Origin of the sequence: Xanthomonas floridensis (genome assembly GCF_001642575.1) — a bacterium.
Lineage (GTDB): Bacteria > Pseudomonadota > Gammaproteobacteria > Xanthomonadales > Xanthomonadaceae > Xanthomonas > Xanthomonas floridensis.
In genome coordinates this window covers 142,368-159,868 of sequence record NZ_LXNG01000055.1, presented here as the reverse complement: position 1 = coordinate 159,868, position 17,501 = coordinate 142,368, and the positions used below count along the sequence as shown (strand labels likewise).

Annotated in this window: 16 protein-coding genes; 10 read left to right on the top strand and 6 right to left on the bottom strand. The window is 65.0% G+C overall.

The features are described from left to right. Positions 1 to 680: 680 nt before the first annotated feature. From A7D17_RS19890 to A7D17_RS19880, 3 genes are all read right to left on the bottom strand, one after another. The gene (locus A7D17_RS19890; protein ID WP_425479647.1) at positions 681 to 1,922 is read right to left on the bottom strand and encodes an argininosuccinate synthase; all 1,242 of its coding nucleotides are present in this window, start codon (positions 1,920 to 1,922) and stop codon (positions 681 to 683) included. A gap of 52 nt (positions 1,923 to 1,974) precedes the next feature. Next, positions 1,975 to 3,006: an N-acetylornithine carbamoyltransferase gene (locus tag A7D17_RS19885; protein WP_064510683.1), complete on the bottom strand. Its 1,032-nt coding sequence runs from the start codon at positions 3,004 to 3,006 to the stop codon at positions 1,975 to 1,977. Between the two features lie 310 nt (positions 3,007 to 3,316). Continuing rightward, positions 3,317 to 3,829 carry a hypothetical protein gene (locus A7D17_RS19880; protein WP_064510682.1) on the bottom strand — a complete coding sequence of 171 codons (513 nt, stop codon included), beginning with the start codon at positions 3,827 to 3,829 and terminating at the stop codon, positions 3,317 to 3,319. Positions 3,830 to 3,984: 155 nt separating this feature from the next. Between A7D17_RS19880 and cysS the strand changes: the two genes are divergently transcribed. From cysS to A7D17_RS19865, 3 genes are all read left to right on the top strand, one after another. Then, the gene (cysS, locus tag A7D17_RS19875; RefSeq protein WP_064510681.1) at positions 3,985 to 5,409 is read left to right on the top strand and encodes a cysteine--tRNA ligase; all 1,425 of its coding nucleotides are present in this window, start codon (positions 3,985 to 3,987) and stop codon (positions 5,407 to 5,409) included. A 231-nt stretch (positions 5,410 to 5,640) separates the two neighbouring features. Then, a complete protein-coding gene (locus tag A7D17_RS19870; RefSeq protein ID WP_064510680.1) occupies positions 5,641 to 6,078 on the top strand; it encodes a SufE family protein in 438 nt (145 codons plus the stop codon). Then, positions 6,075 to 7,325, top strand: coding sequence for an MFS transporter (locus A7D17_RS19865; RefSeq protein ID WP_064510679.1), 1,251 nt, complete (start codon positions 6,075 to 6,077; stop codon positions 7,323 to 7,325). Before A7D17_RS19870 ends, A7D17_RS19865 begins: the two co-directional genes overlap by 4 nt. Before the next feature lie 101 nt (positions 7,326 to 7,426). On the opposite strand, the gene A7D17_RS19860 is transcribed toward A7D17_RS19865, so the two are convergent. Together A7D17_RS19860 and dksA are read right to left on the bottom strand one after the other, a co-directional pair. Next, positions 7,427 to 8,449, bottom strand: coding sequence for a S41 family peptidase (locus A7D17_RS19860; RefSeq protein WP_239692257.1), 1,023 nt, complete (start codon positions 8,447 to 8,449; stop codon positions 7,427 to 7,429). A 151-nt stretch (positions 8,450 to 8,600) separates the two neighbouring features. Beyond that, positions 8,601 to 9,629 carry an RNA polymerase-binding protein DksA gene (gene dksA, locus A7D17_RS19855; protein WP_064510678.1) on the bottom strand — a complete coding sequence of 343 codons (1,029 nt, stop codon included), beginning with the start codon at positions 9,627 to 9,629 and terminating at the stop codon, positions 8,601 to 8,603. 84 nt (positions 9,630 to 9,713) lie between these two features. Here dksA and yidD point away from each other — a divergent pair, with 84 nt between their 5' ends. From yidD to eutC, 7 genes are all read left to right on the top strand, one after another. After that, a complete protein-coding gene (yidD, locus tag A7D17_RS19850) occupies positions 9,714 to 10,013 on the top strand; it encodes a membrane protein insertion efficiency factor YidD (protein ID WP_064510677.1) in 300 nt (99 codons plus the stop codon). Then, complete coding sequence (locus A7D17_RS19845; protein ID WP_064510676.1) at positions 10,010 to 11,359, top strand: dihydroorotase; 1,350 nt, start codon at positions 10,010 to 10,012, stop codon at positions 11,357 to 11,359. Before yidD ends, A7D17_RS19845 begins: the two co-directional genes overlap by 4 nt. Then, a complete protein-coding gene (locus A7D17_RS19840) occupies positions 11,359 to 12,198 on the top strand; it encodes a M23 family metallopeptidase (RefSeq protein WP_064510675.1) in 840 nt (279 codons plus the stop codon). Before A7D17_RS19845 ends, A7D17_RS19840 begins: the two co-directional genes overlap by 1 nt. A gap of 173 nt (positions 12,199 to 12,371) precedes the next feature. After that, the gene (locus A7D17_RS19835; RefSeq protein ID WP_064510674.1) at positions 12,372 to 12,815 is read left to right on the top strand and encodes a VOC family protein; all 444 of its coding nucleotides are present in this window, start codon (positions 12,372 to 12,374) and stop codon (positions 12,813 to 12,815) included. A 413-nt stretch (positions 12,816 to 13,228) separates the two neighbouring features. Further along, positions 13,229 to 14,593, top strand: coding sequence for an ethanolamine permease (gene eat, locus A7D17_RS19830; protein WP_064510673.1), 1,365 nt, complete (start codon positions 13,229 to 13,231; stop codon positions 14,591 to 14,593). Next, positions 14,590 to 16,002 (top strand): ethanolamine ammonia-lyase subunit EutB, encoded by a 1,413-nt coding sequence (locus A7D17_RS19825; RefSeq protein ID WP_064510762.1) that lies wholly within the window; start codon positions 14,590 to 14,592, stop codon positions 16,000 to 16,002. Before eat ends, A7D17_RS19825 begins: the two co-directional genes overlap by 4 nt. Continuing rightward, positions 15,999 to 16,820 (top strand): ethanolamine ammonia-lyase subunit EutC, encoded by an 822-nt coding sequence (eutC, locus tag A7D17_RS19820; RefSeq protein WP_064510672.1) that lies wholly within the window; start codon positions 15,999 to 16,001, stop codon positions 16,818 to 16,820. Before A7D17_RS19825 ends, eutC begins: the two co-directional genes overlap by 4 nt. Before the next feature lie 195 nt (positions 16,821 to 17,015). Here the strand turns inward: eutC and A7D17_RS19815 are convergent, their stop codons facing one another. Then, a complete protein-coding gene (locus A7D17_RS19815) occupies positions 17,016 to 17,306 on the bottom strand; it encodes a hypothetical protein (protein ID WP_064510761.1) in 291 nt (96 codons plus the stop codon). Positions 17,307 to 17,501: the final 195 nt, after the last annotated feature.

Here is a 17,501-nt window from a genome sequence, read left to right as displayed (position 1 = left end):
TTGCGTCGGCAGCGTGTGGGTGGACTTTTTGATTGCGTCAGGCAGCGTGTGGTTTGTCTTTCTAGAGCCATCCGCCCTTTCCCCCGCCTGCGGGGGAAGGGGCCCGACAGGGCGGATGGGGGCATGCAGCTCGTCGCCCTCATCCGGCGCTGTGCGCCACCTTCTCCCGCACGCGGGAGAAGGAAGATGCGTCAGTGTGTTGTCGAGCAGTGTGGTCATTGATCGCGTCTTATTGCGTCGGCAGCGTGTGGGTGGACTTTTTGATTGCGTCAGGCAGCGTGTGGTTTGTCTTTCTAGAGCCATCTGCCCCTTCCCCCGCCTGCGGGGGAAGGGGCCCGACAGGGCGGATGGCGACATGCAGCTCGTCGCCCTCATCCGGCGCTGTGCGCCACCTTCTCCCGCACGCGGGAGAAGGAAGATGCGTCAGTGTGTTGTCGAGCAGCGTGGTCATTGATCGCGTCTTATTGCGTCGGCAGCGTGTGGGTGGACTTTTTGATTGCGTCAGACAGCGTGTGGTTTGTCGTTCTAACGCGCATCCATTTGACCCTTCCCCCGCCTGCGGGGGAAGGTGCCCGACAGGGCGGATGGGGGCATGCAGCTCGTCGCCCTCATCCGGCGCAATGCGCCACCTTCACCCGCACGCGGGAGAAGGAAGATGCGGGCTGCCTGCGCAGGTCACCTCAGCGGTTGACCTGCGCGTACAGCGTGGAGCTCATGCCGAACAGCTTGATGAAGCCCTCCGCCTCTTCCACGCCCCAATCCGCCGACTGCGCGTAGGTCGCGCCCTTGGTGTTGAGCAGGTGCGGCGAGCGCACCGCCACCGCATCGACGCGGCCACCGCGGGTTTCCAGCACCACTTCGCCGTTGACCTTGGACTGCGAGGACTTCAGGAATGCCTCGATGTCGGTCTTGAGCGGGTCGTGATAGAAGCCTTCGTACACCAGCTCCACCCACTTGCGCGCCACGTCCGGCTTGAAGCGGTTCTGCTGCTTGGTCAGCACCGCATCTTCCAGCGCACGGTGCGCGGTGAGCAGCGAGATCAGGCCCGGCGCTTCGAACACGATGCGGCCCTTCAAGCCAATGACGGTGTCACCGGTGTACACGCCGCGGCCCACGCCGTACTGCGCAAACAAGCTGTTGAGCTTGGCCAGGATCTTGGCGCCCGGCAGCGGCTTGCCGTCCAGCTCCACCGCTTCGCCTTCGACGAACTTCAAGGTCACCGTCAATGCGTCGGTCGGCCACGCACTGCGCGGCGCACACCAGCCACGCGCGCCCTCGCCCGGGGCCTCCCACCGATCGATCTCGCCGCCGGACATGGTCAGGCCCAGCAGGTTCTCATTGATGGTGTAGGCCTGCTGCTTGGCACGCACGCCGAAACCGCGCTCTTCCAGATACTTCTGCTCGTAGGCGCGGGTCTGGGTGTGTTCCTTCTGGATCTCGCGGATCGGCGCGACGATCTGGTAGTCGCCCAGCGCCTTCACCGCCAGGTCGAAACGCACCTGGTCGTTGCCCATGCCGGTGCAGCCGTGCGCGATGATGCGCGTGCCCAGTTCTTCGGCGCGCTTGAGCGCGGCATCGACGATCAGGTAGCGGTCCGACACCAGCAACGGATACTGGCCCTGGTAGCCCTCGCCCGCCCACACGAACGGCTTGACGAAGCCTTCCCAGATTGCCGGGCCACCATCGACAGTGACATGGCTGGCCGCACCCAGCTCGGCGGCGCGCTTCTCGATGAACTCACGTTCTTCGGCATCCACGCCACCGGTATCGGCAAACACGGTATGCACGGCGTAGCCGCGCTCCTGCAGATACGGGATGCAGAAGCTGGTGTCCAGGCCACCGGAGAACGCCAGGACGATGTCCTTGGTGCTGCCGGGAATCGGGAGTTGGGAATCGGGAATGGTGGAAGCAGTGCTCATCATCGTTTCCTTGGTACGTAAAAGTGGGGGTCAACGTTCTTGCTGTTGCGATTCTCTATTCCCGATTCCCGATTCCCGCTTGCGAAGCAAGCGCAGCCATGATCGCCTTCTGCACATGCAGGCGATTCTCTGCCTCATCGATGGCAATGCAGTTGGGCGAATCCATCACCGCGTCGGTGGCCTTGACGTTGCGACGCAGTGGCAGGCAATGCGAGAACACGCCGTTATTGGTCAGCGCCATCTTGCGCTCGTCAACGATGAAGTGCTGGTACTGGTCGCGGATCGGCTTTTCCGGTTCCCAGTTGCCGAAGAACGGCAGCGCGCCCCAGCTCTTGGCATACACCACGTCGGCACCGGCGTAGGCGCTGTCGATATCGTGGCTCACCTGCAGCGAGCCACCGCTTTCGGCCACGTTCTGCGCCGCCCAGCCCATGTAGCGCTCGTCCAGGATGTAGTCCGGCGTCGGGCACAGCAGAGTCACGTCCATCCCTAAGCGGGTGGCAATGGTCAGCGCGGAGTTGGCCACTGCGGTGTTGAGCGGCTTGGGGTGGTAGGTCCAGGTCAGCACGTACTTCTTGCCACGCAGATCGCTGGTACCGAAGTGTTCCTGCAGCGCCAGCGCATGCGCCAGCTCCTGGCACGGGTGGGTGATGGTCTCCATGTTGATCACCGGCACCGGCGAATACCTGGCAAAGCTCTTGAGCACCTGGTCCTCGCGGTCCTTGGACCAGTCGACGAACTTCGGAAACGCGCGCACGCCGATCAGGTCGACATACCGACCGAGCACGCGCGCCACTTCGGCGATGTGCTCTTCGGTGTCGCCATCCATCACCGTGCCCAGGTTGAACTCGATCGGCCACGCATCCTTGCCCGGCTGCAGCACCACCGCATGCCCGCCCAGCTGGAACGCGCCCAGCTCGAAGCTGGTGCGGGTGCGCATGGACGGGTTAAAGAACACCAGCGCGATCGACTTGCCCTTCAGCTCGCTTCCCAGCTTGTTGCGTTTGAACAGCGCGGCCTGGGTCAACAGCGCGTCCAGTTCGGCGCGGCTCCAGTCCTGGGTGTTCAAGAAGTGCTTCAGTGACATCGATCGATCCTTTGCTGCGTGCTGCTGCTGCGTGGTCCGTCAGGAGCGACGGGGTGCGCGACATGCGCGTTTCTTGCGGTTGAAACTTTTGTGACGCCAAAACGAAAAAACCCAGCCTGGGGGCTGGGTTTTCGAAAACAGGCAGCAAAACGCTCCGGTTACCCAGCGAAAATGTGGGATTCCGGTCGGCGGGCACGCGAAGTCATGCCGGAAGCCATCCGGGCGGCGCTGGTGTCGTGCTGAAAGGCGTTTGCTTGCATAGGGCGCGAATCCTCGCATGCATGCGGGCACCGCGCAACCGCTGGGCCACTCACCGCGGCGGGGCAACGATGGCGTCGGGGATATAGGGGGTCACCGAGACGCGGATCCGCAGCCGGTTACCTGGGTCCTCCGGCAGCCGCGAGCGGTATTTGGTGCCCTTGTAGACGTAGTCCACGTCGAACGCGATCGGCCGGCGGAACTCACGCGGCACTTCCACCACCTTGCAGTTGCGGCGCGTGCTGGTCGGCGGCACCGCGACCGGCGCGGCCGGCTCGGGGCGACGCGAGAACATTTCCTTGACCGAATCCACCATGCGGTTGATGCGCCCCTCGTCCTCGGCCGGCGCCACCGCAACCTGGGCGGCCTGCTCGGCCTCGCACTGCTCCTCGATCCGGGTGGCGCGCAAGGTCTGGTACACCGGCTCCACGTTCAATACCTGGGCGTAGTCGAGCTTGACGTTTTCGATCACGACGACCCGGTTTTTGACCTCGGGATCTGCCGCATGTGCCGGCATTATCTGCCAGGCCAGCACGCACAGCACGGAGAACGGGAAAAGTCGCATCAGGAGCAAGGTGGCGAAGCCAGGCAATACGTAAGTGTATGGAGCTTGTGATCTCCGGGGCTGAACGCAGCCCATCCGGTTGCCGGGCCACCCAACCGGTTCGCCGCACTGCTGCGACCGGCTAGAATCGCGAGGTTGCCCCTTTCAAGATGCCGATGAGCCTGCGCCTGCACAACAACCTGACGCGGCGGGTCGAACCGTTCGCGCCGCTCGATCCCGCCAGCCCCACCCTGTACGTGTGCGGCCCCACCGTCTACAACTACGCGCATATCGGCAACGCCCGCGGTCCGGTGGTGTTCGATGTGCTGGCCGCGCTGTTGCGGCGGCGCTATGGCGCGCTGCGCTACGCACGCAACATCACCGACGTGGACGACAAGATCAACGCTGCCGCGCAGGCGCAAGGCGTGCCGATCTCCGTCATCACCGACCGTTTCGCCGCCATCTATCGCCAGGACATGGCCGCGCTCGGTGTAGTGCCGCCGGACATCGAACCGGAAGCCACCGCGCATATCCCGCAGATCGTGGCGATGATCGAGCAGCTGATCGAGAGCGGACATGCCTACGCCGCCGAAGGCCATGTGCTGTTTGCGGTGGCCAGCTTCGATGGCTACGGCAAGCTGTCGCGGCGCGACCCGGACGAGATGCTGGCCGGCGCCCGCGTGGACGTGGCGCCGTACAAGCGCGACCCCGGCGACTTCGTGCTGTGGAAGCCGTCCAGCGACGAGCTGCCCGGCTGGGAGTCGCCGTGGGGCCGCGGCCGCCCCGGCTGGCATATCGAATGCTCGGCGATGGCCGCCGCCCACCTGGGCCCCACCATCGACATCCATGCCGGCGGCGTGGACCTGCAGTTCCCGCACCACGAAAACGAAATCGCGCAGAGCGAGTGCGCGCATGGCGGCGCCACCTTCGCGCGGTTCTGGCTGCACAACGGCATGCTCAATTTCAGCGGCGCCAAGATGAGCAAGTCGCTGGGCAACATCGAGACCGTGCACGACCTGATCGCCAGGCATCCGCCCGAAGCGCTGCGTTACGCTTTGCTGAGCGCGCACTACCGGCAGCCGCTGGATTGGTCGGACGGCTTGATCGAACAGGCCAAGAACACGTTGGACCGGTTGTACGGGACGTTGCGGGACGTGACCGCGCTGGACGCAGGCGACGCACCGGGCGGGAGCGCGTCACCGGCGATTCCCACCGAGGTGGAGGCTGCACTGGATGACGACCTCAACACGCCGCAGGCCTTGTCGATCATCGCCAGCATCGCCGCAGAAGCGCGTGCACTGCGTAGTCAGCTGGCACAGGACGCAGACGCCTCCGCGCGTCGCGCCGACTTGCGTGAGATCAAAACCCGGTTGCTGGGCGCAGGCCTGGCACTCGGGCTGCTCCAGCAGGACCCGGCTGCCTGGTTCTCGCGCGGCACCGATGCCGGCGACGATGCCCGCATCACCACCCTGGTCGAAGAGCGCAGCGCCGCGAAGAAGGCCAGGGATTTCGCCCGTGCCGATGCCATCCGCAAGCAACTCGCCGACGAGGGCATCGTCCTGGAAGACACCCCGCAAGGCGTACGCTGGAAACGCGCCTGACCGCTTGCCTGCGTCCTTCAGATCCTTCTCCCGCGCGCGGGAGAAGGTGCCCCGAAGGGGCGGATGAGGGTACGGGCGAAGCCACATGCATCGCTTTTTTTGAGATGGGCGAAGCCACCCGCATCGAATTCCGGCGAGGCTTCGCCCGTACCCTCACCCCACCCCTCTCCCGGCGGGAGAGGGGCCTTGACCGAACGCCCCCGGATTTTTGCGAACGATTCTGGAACCTTGATGACCAACTCCCCCTTCCCGCTCGAACCCACTGCCACCGAGGCGCAGGCCGCCATTGCAGAGGAGTTTTCCTTCTTCGGCGATTGGTCCGAGCGCTACCAATACCTGATCGACCTGGGTCGCAAGCTGCCCGCCTTCCCGGAGCAGTGGAAGACTGAAGAGCATCGCCTGCACGGCTGCCAATCGATGGTGTGGATCGTGCCCGAGGGCAGCGCCGAGCGGCTGGATTTCCATGCCGTCAGCGATTCGGCGATCGTGTCCGGCCTGATCTATCTCGCGCTACGGGTGTACTCCGGACGTAGCGCGCAGGACATCCTGGCGACCGAGCCGGACTACATCGCCGGCATCGGCCTGGCCAAGCACCTGTCGCCGACCCGCAGCAACGGCGTGGCCGCCATGCTGGCCTTCATCCGCGACACCGCACGCGCGCAACAGTGAGCGCGCCCGCACCCTCGCCCGCCGATTCGCTGCGCACGCTGTTTGCACATCCCGGCTTCGGCCTGGTCCTGCTGTATCGCGTCGCGGCGATGCTGTCGTACCAGATCGTGGCGGTCACGGTCGGCTGGCATATCTACGAGATCACCCGCAACCCGCTGTCGCTGGGCCTGATCGGGCTGGCGGAAATCCTGCCGTTCTTCTGCATCGCGCCATTTGCCGGTTACCTGGTCGATCACCTGCCACGGCGGCGGCTCGGCATGCTGGCGGTGCTGGGCCTGGTCAGCACCGCGCTGCTGTTGCTGGCGATCACGCATGGATGGCTGCCGGCGCAAGGCGTGTGGCCGATCTATGCGGCCATTGCGCTGACCGGGGCGGCACGCTCGTTCCTGTCACCGGTCTATAACGCCTTGTTCGCACGCGCGCTGCCACGCGAGGCCTACGCACGCGGCGCCAGCATCGGCAGCGTCACCTTCCAGGCCGGCATGGTGATCGGCCCGGCACTGGGCGGGGTGCTGGTTGGCTGGGGCGGCAAGGGCCTGGCCTACGGAGTGGCCGCCAGCGTGGCTCTGTTGGCGATCCTGGCACTGGCGCTGTTGCGCGTGGAAGAACCGATCAACGACGGCCCACGTGCGCCGATCTTCCGCAGCATCGCCGAAGGCGCACAGTTCGTACTCTCCAATCAGATCATGCTGGGCGCGATGGCGCTGGACATGTTTTCGGTGCTGCTGGGCGGCGCGGTGTCGATGCTGCCGGCCTTCATCCACGACATCCTGCACTACGGACCGGAAGGCTTGGGCATTCTGCGCGGCGCGCCGGCGCTGGGGTCGATCGTGGTGGGCGTCTGGCTGGCGCGACACCCGCTGCAACGCAATGCCGGACGGGTGCTGATGCTGTCGGTGGCCGGCTTCGGGCTCTGCACCATCGCCTTTGGCCTGTCCCGCCATTTCTGGCTGTCGGCCGCCATCCTGCTGGTGTACGGCATGTGCGACGGCGTCTCGGTGGTGGTGCGCCAGACCATCCTGCAACTGGCCACCCCGGATGCGATGCGCGGGCGGGTGTCGTCGATCAACGGCATCTTCATCGGCTCGTCCAACGAGCTGGGTGCCTTCTACGACGGGGTGATGGCGCGTCTGGTCGGACTGGTACCGGCCGTGGTCATCGGCGGCTGCGTCACGCTGGGCGTGGTGGCGACCACCGCCTGGAAGGCGCCGCGCCTGCGCAAACTGGACCTGCGCGAGCTGCAATAGGCGATGCTGCCTGGCGTGCGGTTACCCACGCGGCTCCAATGCATATCCTTTCCGATCCGCTACACGCCGCTCTGCACACACTGCAAGGCAACCGACACGCGCTAGTCCTGCCTTCTGCCGGGCTCCAGCAAGGCACGTAGCCCTGCAACTTCGTCGGGATTGGAGCTGGCCGCGATCAATCGCTCGATGCTCAGGCGGTAAGCGGTGTCCTGCGCCTGTGCGGCCGATACCGTGACGTCAGGCACCACGCCGCTGCCTTCCCAGTTGGTATGGGTGATCGGGCTGACCGACCTGGCGTAAGGCACCACCGCCACGAAATGCGCGCTGACCTTGAAACCGCGGCTTGGGTGCGCGCCGCCGCCGGTGCTCTCGCCGACAATGGTGGCGCGGCCCAGCGTCTGCAGCGCGTAGGCGAAATCCTCTGCGGCAGAAAAGGTCTGGCGGCTGGTCAGGATGTACAGCGGCTTGCGCCCGCCGAAAGCGCGGCCCGGCAGGCCGGGCGTGGTCCAGTATTGCTCGCTGCTGCCACTGCTGCGGCTGTAGATATCGTTCAGGCGCACGCGTTCGTCGAACAGATAGCTGGCCAGGTAGGCCACCATCGCCGGGTCGCCCCCGGCGTTGTCACGTAGATCGATGATCAGGGCATCGCTGTGAGCAACGAAATCCATCGCCGAACTGGCCGTGGCTGCGGCCAGATAGGGGTAGGCGAAGATGCGGAACTTCAGATAGCCGATATTGCCGGCCAGCCGCTCGACCTTGTCGAAGGCGAAGTTGTCGCGCGCTACTGCCGGCCGCGCGGCATCGAGTTCGGCGCGGCTGGGGGTTAACGGTTCGTCGCGCGCGGCCTCGGGGTGGTATTCCAGCCACAGATGGCCGTCGTGGCTGACCGCACGCAGGTCGTCGGTGAGCCGCTTGGCCAGCGCCGCCGGATCGGCGATGGCCGCATAATCGCCACGCGCCGCGTGTTGCCGCAAGGCCTGGCGCATGCGCTTGGCCAGGCCCGGGTCGATGTACTGTGCATCGAGCGCGTCGGCCACCGCTTGGGGGAGTGCACGCTGCTCGTTCTGGTCCAGCACCGGCGCCGCCTGCGCGACGCTGAAGGCCAGCGCGCAGGTTATCCCCATCAAGGTCGCTGCTCGCTGCATGTTGTCCGGCTCCTGCCACAGTTCCCGCGTCTCGGCACCGCTCTGTAGCCACCATACGCCACCTGGGCGCACCCGGCGACCCACAAAAAAGCCCCGCACGTGGCGGGGCTTTGGTCAGCCGGCAGGACGATCAGTCGCCCTGCTGCTTCTGCAGATGCTCCCAACGCTCCTGGGCGTCGATGGTGCGTTCGGCGGTCAGACGCGCTTCCAGGCGATCCAGGCCGATTTCTTCGCCGGTGTCGACACAGAAGCCGTAATCGCCGGCCTCCAGACGCTTGAGCGTGCTATCGATCTTGCCGATCAGCTTGCGATAACGGTCGCGGGTACGCAGTTCCAGCGAGTTCTCGGTTTCGCGAGTGGCACGCTCGGCTTCGTCGCCGATATCGCGCACTTCTTCGCGCAGGTTTTCGATGGTCTGCTTGGATTCTTCGACCAGGTCGTTGCGCCAGCTCTGCAGCCGCTGACGGAAGTATTCCTGCTGCAGCGTGCTCATGTACTCCTCGTCCGCCGCAGGCTTGTAGCCCTTGGGCAGGATCGGGCGACCAGTGGCCTCGTCGGTCTTGTAATCGACCACCTTGTACTTGGTCTTGGCCGCCGGGCTGGCCGGCTTGGAGGTCACGGCCACGGCCACCTTGCCGACCGGACGGGTCGCAGCGGGCTTGGCGGGGGATTCGGTTTTGGTTGGCGTTTTTGCGGAAGATTTCGAAACGGGCACGGGATTCTTAGGTGACGGGGTCGCAGGCTTTGCCGGCTTCGCAGGGACGGCCTTGGGGGCCGGTGCGGGCGCGGGCTTTTCAGCCTTGACCGGGACTGACTTGGCCGGAGCCGGCTTGGCGGCCGGCTTCGGTACGGACTTGGACGCCACCGGCTTGGCGGCCGGCTTGGCGGCAGCAGGCGCTGCCTTGGTCGCCGCCGGCTTGGCAGCGGTCGTCTTGGCGACAGGTTTCACGGGCTTGGTGGCTGCGGGCTTGGCGGCCGGCGCCTTCTTGGCAACGGCCTTGGTCGCAGGTGCCTTCTTGGCAGCAGGCTGCTTGGTCACCGGCGTGGCCTTCTTGGAGGCCGGTTTTGCAGCAGCAGGCGCCGCTGCCTTCTTCGCAACGGGTTTGGCGGACTTCTTGGCGGCCTGGACGGCCTTTTTTGCAGGTTTTTTAGCAGCCACGAAACGCTCTTCCTTGGTTCCCCCGGGGCCCGGGAAAGCGGGCCTTTATAACGTACCCCGCGGACCCCCGGCAACCACCTATTAATGCAACTGGCATATCATTGGCAAGTGATCTCACGCCTGCTCATTGCGCTGTTGCGCTTCTACAAGCTGTTCATCAGCCCGCTGCTCGGGCCGCGCTGCCGCTTTGCGCCCAGCTGCTCGGAGTATGCAATGACCGCCATCGGCCGCTTCGGCCCGCTGCGCGGATGCTGGCTGGCCGCACGCCGGCTCGGCCGCTGCCATCCGTTCCATCCCGGCGGTTTCGATCCGGTGCCCGACGCGCCCACGCCTTCTTCCTCGCCCCCGCCCTCTTCCTGCAGCTGCAAAGGACCTCATCCATGAGCCGAACCCTCATCATCAACGCCCGTCTGGTCAATGAAGGCAAGGAGTTCGACGCCGATCTCCTGATCGAGAGCGGCCGCATCGCCAGGATCGACAGCAAGATCTCCCCTGCTCCCGGCGACACCGTCGTGGACGCAGCCGGGCGCTGGGTATTGCCGGGCATGATCGACGACCAGGTGCACTTCCGTGAGCCGGGCCTGACCCACAAGGGCGACATCGCCACCGAATCCGGCGCCGCCGTGGCCGGTGGCCTGACCAGCTTCATGGACATGCCCAATACCAACCCGCCGACCCTGGACGCGGCCGCGCTGCAGTCCAAGTACGACGCGGCCGCCGGGCGCGCCTGGGCCAACTACGGCTTCTACATGGGCGCCAGCAACGACAACCTGGCCGCGATCCAGTCGCTGGACCCCAAGACCGCGCCGGGCATCAAGGTGTTCATGGGCGCCTCCACCGGCAACATGCTGGTCGACAACCCCGAGACGCTGGACGCGATCTTCCGCGACGCGCCGACACCGATCATCACCCACTGCGAAGACACCCCGACCATCGATGCGACGATGGCGCAGTACAAGGAAAAGTACGGCGATGCGCTGACGCCGGACATGCACCCGGACATCCGCTCGCGGCAGGCCTGCCTGAAGTCCTCGCAGCTGGCGGTGTCGCTGGCACGCAAGCACAACACCCGCCTGCACGTGCTGCACATCTCCACCGCCGACGAGCTGGGGTTGTTCGAGGCCGGCCCGCTGGTCGATGCCGACGGCAAGCTGCGCAAGCGCATCACCGCCGAGACCTGCATCCACTTCCTGCGCTTTGATCGCAGCGATTACGCGCGGCTGGGCAACCTGATCAAGTGCAATCCCGCGATCAAGGATCCCGAGGACCGCCTGGCGCTGATCCAGGCGCTGGCCGACGACGTGATCGACGTGCTCGCCACCGACCACGCCCCGCACACCTGGGAAGAAAAGCAGAAGCCGTACGCACAGGCGCCTTCAGGCCTACCGCTGGTGCAGTACGCGCTGGTCGCCGCGCTGGAGCTGGTGCATGAAGGCAAGCTGCCGATTACCCGCATCGTGCAGAAGTTCGCGCACGCGCCGGCGCAGCTGTTCGATGTGGAACAGCGCGGCTTCCTGCGCGAGGGCTACTTCGCTGATCTGGTGATGATCGACAACACGCCATTCACCGTGAAGCGCGAGCAGGTGTTGTCCAAGTGCGGCTGGTCGCCGTTCGAGGGCACCACGTTCCGTTCGCGCATCGCCGCAACCTGGGTCAACGGGCAACTGGTGTGGGACGGCGAGCAATTGGTCGGCAGCGCCGCCGGCCAGCGCCTGACCTTCGACCGCTGATGCGTGCAGTCGTGCTTGGCGCATGGCTGGCGCTTGCGCCGGCCGTGCTCGGCGCAGCCACTGCGCAAGCGCAGGCTGCCGACGAAGCCGGTGTGGTGTTCCCGGCCAGCGCCTCGCAGGGCGCGATGGTGATCGGCAAGGTGCCGGCCGGCAGCAAGGTGCAGTATGCCGGCCGTCACCTGCGAGTCAGCGGCTATGGCAGCGTGGTGTTTGGTATCGGCCGCGATGCCACTGGCCCGTTGCAGGTGCAGGTCACCCTGCCCGACGGCAGCCAGCGCACGGCCAGCGTGGCAGTGACGCCGCGCGATTGGCCCACCGAGCGCGTCAATGGCGTGCCGCCCAAAACGGTCAACCCGCCAGCGGCGATCGCCGAGCGCATCAAGCGCGAGCAGGCGCAGGTGACCGCGGCCCGCGATCGCGACGATGCACGCCCGGATTTCGCGCAGCCGTTCATCTGGCCCGTGCAGGGCCGGATCAGCGGCCGCTTTGGCAACGCGCGGGTCTACAACGGCCAGCCTGGCGCCGGCCATTCCGGCATGGACATTGCCGTGCCGACCGGCACGCCGGTCAAGGCGCCGGCTGCCGGCGTGGTGACCTTTGCTGCACCGGATCTCTATCTGACCGGTGGCACGGTGCTGCTCGATCACGGTTTCGGTATCAGCTCCAATTTCCTGCATCTGTCGCGGATCGACGTCAAGGTCGGGGACTGCGTGGAACAAGGCCAGGTGATTGCCGCAGTGGGGGCGACCGGGCGCGCGACCGGGCCGCATCTGCATTGGGGGATGAATTGGTTCGACACCCGCATCGATCCGTTGCTGGTGCTTGAGCGGGCGAAGTAGAGCGTTCGAAAGATCGCCTCTTGACGTGCGGTGGCATTGAAGACGCTGTTTTACGTTTTCTACAAGAGCCTACTTGGCCAACCCGGTCTTCTGCTGACTTGAGTTTCCTCACACAAATTATCGCGTCTCGGACGTACTGAAACGGAGCCGCAACAGTGGATAGCACTGCAGGCGTGGCCAACGTTGATCACATCGGGTTTGCCGTTTCATCTCTTGACGAGGCTATCCGGTTCTGGACCGAGGCCCTGGGGTTTACGCTCGAACGACAGGCAGAGATGGGCGGCGATTTCCTGCATCAGGTCACAGGCGTGGATGATCCGAGCGTGCGAACGGCAATCGTGAAGGCTCCGGACGGATTCATCGTCGAGTTGCTGCAATATTCCAAAGGTCGTCGGAATGGGCAGTCGCCGGACAGCGCGGGTGCGATCGGGGCCGCCCATCTGGCGCTGACCGTCCGGGACATCCATGCGGCCATCTGCCGTGTCGAGGCGGCCGGATGGAAGGCGAAGGGCAAGCCGCTGCCGATTCCGGGAGGTCCGAGAGCAGGAACGCTCACCGCCTACGTGTCTGGTCCCGACCATATTTCCATCGAGTTCATGCAGCCCGCTGGACCGTGACAGAACCGGCGCGCCCCAACTAGCGGCGCAGTCGTCAGCGGGATGACACCGAATGGTCGCATCCCCGCCGTTGATGGACCATGATCCCGATCCGCCTTCGCGTGCGGCTGCAGAGTCACTCTGCGACGACCCCACTATTTGATGCATCGCGACCACTGGATCAGGCCCCCTTAATTTAACAACGGGCCATACCCTGCGGCGCCAGAAGAAAAACGCAAACCACGACCATTGCGCCGGAACGCGACACACCCGGTCGGCGGCGACCTACCCGTTGTGCTTGTGTTCTCCAGCGGGCTTTACGGTATAACCGAAACGACCGTCGCGTCGCTGCAGGTGGACGCTTGAGTTGCTGACGGTCGGTCCATCGCTTCGGCGTCGGGCGTGCTTCGTCTCCCCTCCCCCAACTGCAGGAGATGTGCGACATGCGCAACGAGCAACTCAAGCCCACACTCGGCACTTGGCAGCTGTGGGGAATTGCGGTGGGCCTGGTGATTTCCGGCGAATACTTCGGCTGGAGCTATGGCTGGGGCACGGCTGGCACGCTCGGCTTCCTGGTCACCACCCTGCTGGTGGCGGTGATGTACACCTGTTTCATCTTCAGTTTCACCGAGCTGACCACGGCCATTCCCAATGCCGGTGGACCGTTCGCCTATAGCCTGCGCGCGTTTGGCACCTACGGTGGCATGCTCGCCGGCCTGGCCACGCTGATCGAATTCGTGTTCGCGCCACCGGCCATCGCAATGGCGATCGGTGCGTACTTGAATGTGCAATACCCCACGCTGGATCCGCGTGTGGCCGCCATTTGCGCGTATCTGGTCTTCATGAGCTTGAACATCGTCGGCGTTGCGATCGCGGCCACCTTTGAGCTGATCGTGACGTTGCTGGCAGTGATCGAACTATTGGTCTTCATGGGCGTGGTGGCACCGGGCTTCAGCGTGGCGCGCTTCGCCGCCAATGGCTGGGCCGGCAGCGACGTGTTCGGCCCGGCGGCGATTTCCGGCATCTTTGCGGCGATTCCGTTCGCGATCTGGTTCTTCCTGGCGATCGAAGGCGCGGCGATGGCCGCAGAGGAAGCCAAGGACCCCAGGCGCACCATCCCGCGTGCCTACATCGCCGGCATTCTCACCCTGGTGGTGCTGGCGCTGGGGGTGATGGTGTTTGCCGGCGGCGTGGGCGACTGGCGCCAGCTGTCCAACATCAACGACCCGCTGCCGCAGGCGATGAAGGCGGTGGTCGGCAATAGCTCGACCTGGCTGCACATGCTGGTGTGGATCGGTCTGTTCGGGCTGGTGGCCAGTTTCCACGGCATCATCCTGGGCTACTCGCGGCAATTCTTCGCACTGGCCCGCGCCGGCTTCCTGCCGCACGGGTTGGCCACGCTGTCGCGCTTCCGCACTCCGCACCGGGCGATCCTGGCCGGCGGCGTCATCGGCATTGCCGCAATCTGCAGCGACAGCGTGATCAAGATCCAGGGCATGTCGCTGACCGCGGCAATGATCACCATGTCGGTGTTCGGCGCCATCGTGATGTATGTGATGAGCATGCTGAGCCTGTTCAAGCTAAGACGCAGCGAACCGGGGCTGGAGCGCAGCTTCCGCGCACCGGTGTATCCGGTGGTGCCCGCGATCGCGTTGCTGCTGGCGCTGGTGTGCCTGGTCGCCATGGTTTGGTTCAACCCGATTGTGGCGCTGATCTTCGTTGGTCTGCTGCTGTTTGGCGCAGCGTGCTGCGTGCTGAGCCTGCGCGGCCAGGCCTCCGCGACGGCCAGCAGCAGATGAGCGGCTTTGCGTTCACGGCTGGCGGCGAGCAGTTCCGGTTTGCCGACCTCAAGACCTTGTTGGCCAAGGCCACGCCGGCGCGCTCGGGCGATCGGTTGGCCGGGCTGGCAGCCGAGTCGGGGCTGCAGCGCGTGGCAGCGCAGATGGCGCTGGCCGATCTGCCGCTGCGGCATTTCCTCGACGAAGCTGTGGTGCCTTATGAATCGGACGAAGTCACCCGGCTGATCGTCGACCAGCACGATGCGGCGGCGTTCGCTGCTGTCGCGCATCTCACCGTTGGCGGCTTCCGCGACTGGTTGTTGAGCGCGCAGGCCGACGAAGCCGCGCTGACCGCACTCGCCCCCGGGCTGACGCCGGAGATGGTGGCCGCGGTATCCAAGCTGATGCGGGTGCAGGACCTGATCCTGGTGGCACAGAAAACCCGCGTGGTCACTGCCTTTCGCAATACGCTTGGACTGCGCGGGCGCCTGTCCACCCGCCTGCAGCCCAACCATCCCACCGACGATGCCACCGGCATCGCCGCCAGCGTGCTGGATGGTCTGTTGTATGGCAACGGCGATGCAGTGATCGGCATCAATCCGGCCAGCGACAGTCTGGCCGCCACCAGCGCCTTGCTGCGCATGCTCGACGCGGTGATCACCGGCTACCAGATCCCCACCCAGTCGTGCGTGCTGGCGCACATCACCACCACCATCGAGGCGATCAACCGCGGCGTACCGGTGGATCTGGTATTCCAGTCCATCGCCGGTACCGAAGCCGCCAATGCCAGCTTCGGCATCAATCTGGCGCTATTGCGCGAGGGGTACCAGGCGGGTCTGTCGCTACGCCGCGGCAGCGTGGGCGACAACGTGATGTATTTCGAAACCGGCCAGGGCAGCGCGCTGTCGGCCAACGCGCATCACGGTGTGGATCAGCAAACCTGCGAAGTGCGCGCCTATGCAGTGGCGCGACAATTCAAGCCATTGCTGGTCAACACCGTGGTTGGCTTCATCGGCCCGGAGTATCTCTACGACGGCAAACAGATCATCCGTGCGGGGCTGGAGGATCATTTCTGCGGCAAATTGCTCGGTGTGCCGATGGGTTGCGATATCTGCTACACCAACCATGCCGAAGCCGACCAGGACGATATGGATGTCTTGCTGACCCTGCTCGGCACTGCCGGCATCAACTTCATCATGGGCATTCCCGGCTCGGACGATGTGATGCTGAACTACCAGACCACGTCATTTCACGATGCGCTGTATGCGCGTCAGGCGCTCGGTCTGCGGGCGGCGCCCGAATTCGAGCAATGGCTGGAACGGCAGGGCATCCTGCGACTGCAGCAGGACGGGCGGTTTGTACTCGGCAGCGAGGTGCCTGCAGCGTTTCGCCGTGCACTGTCGCATTTCCCCAGCGGATCACCGCAATGAGCGACCCCACAAGAGTTCCGCGCGATGCCTGGGCGCAACTGCGTCGGCTCACTCCTGCGCGCATCGCACTCGGACGGGTCGGTACCAGCCTGCCTACCGCAGCCCATCTGGATTTTCAGCTCGCCCATGCGCAGGCGCGCGATGCGGTGCATCTGGCGTTCGACCCGGCGCCACTGCAGGCCACGCTGGACCAACGCGGGCGCGCCAGCATCTTGCTGCACAGCGCTGCGATGGATCGACACGCCTATTTGCAACGCCCGGACCTGGGCCGTCGCCTGGCCGACGATGCTGCCACGCACCTGCGCGGGCTTACCGCCGTCCATGGCGGCGGGCAGGATGTCGTGGTGGTGGTCGCTGACGGGCTGTCTGCGCTTGCCGTGCATCGGCATGCGGCGACCATGCTCGAACAGATCGATGCCCTGGCTGCGCATGAGAATTGGTCGTTGGCGCCGGTGGTGCTGGTTGCACAAGGACGCGTCGCGATTGGCGACGAGGTTGGCGAATTGCTCCAGGCACGCGCGGTGATCGTGTTGATCGGCGAACGGCCGGGCTTGAGCTCGCCCGACAGTCTTGGCCTGTATCTCACCTACACGCCACGCGTCGGCTTGACCGATGCCGCGCGCAATTGCATCTCCAACATCCGCGCCGAAGGACTGAGTTACGCCGACGCCACACACAAACTTGCATTTCTGCTGCGCGAATCGTTCCGCCGCAAGTTGTCCGGTGTGCAACTCAAGGATGAAGCAGAACAACCGGCGTTGCCATCGGACGGGCCTGCCGATGCGGTGCCACGTACATTTTTGTTGCCGGACGCGTAAGGACCTGACCAGATAGGCTTGGGATCGATCTTGAGCAAGGTCGCTAGCAGCCATGCCATGTATGACATCCGTGCCAAACCAACGAAGGCGCAAGGCAAGGCGCATTGCGCACACCTTTACCACCGTGCCTTCATGAACACCCCTCATGAACACCCCTGGCGTGCACCGTGACGTGATGATGCCCGCCAATGGCCGCTACCGCAGCGCGCCATCCTGCGGGTTGCTTGCGGCATAGGTGCTGGTCCGCAGTTCGCTGTCATGCACATGACGCAATGCATTGCGCACGTCCTCGGGCAGTCGATCGACATCCAATAACACCTTGCCGGAATGCACGTCGCGCACCGCCGATACCGGCAGGACGAAATCGCCCCCATTTTCGATATTGATCACCAACTCGGTACCGTCGTTGCGAAGATCGCGCACCGCGCCAACGCCAATTTCGCCATCGCGTAAAAATACCATCTGGCCGATTTCAATCTGCTGCATGTCCGTCTCCTCGTTGAGCACTGCGACATAAGCGCGCCGTGCCTTGGCACACGATGATTGCGCCGCCCGGTGTTCTGAGCTGGTGAAGCACCGATCAGTGTCGCGTGGGCAAGTTCAACAAGGCGGCGATTGACACGGGTGCGGACAACCACGCCAAGGGCTCATGCACTGGCACGCGCTGCAAGCGGCACTCCT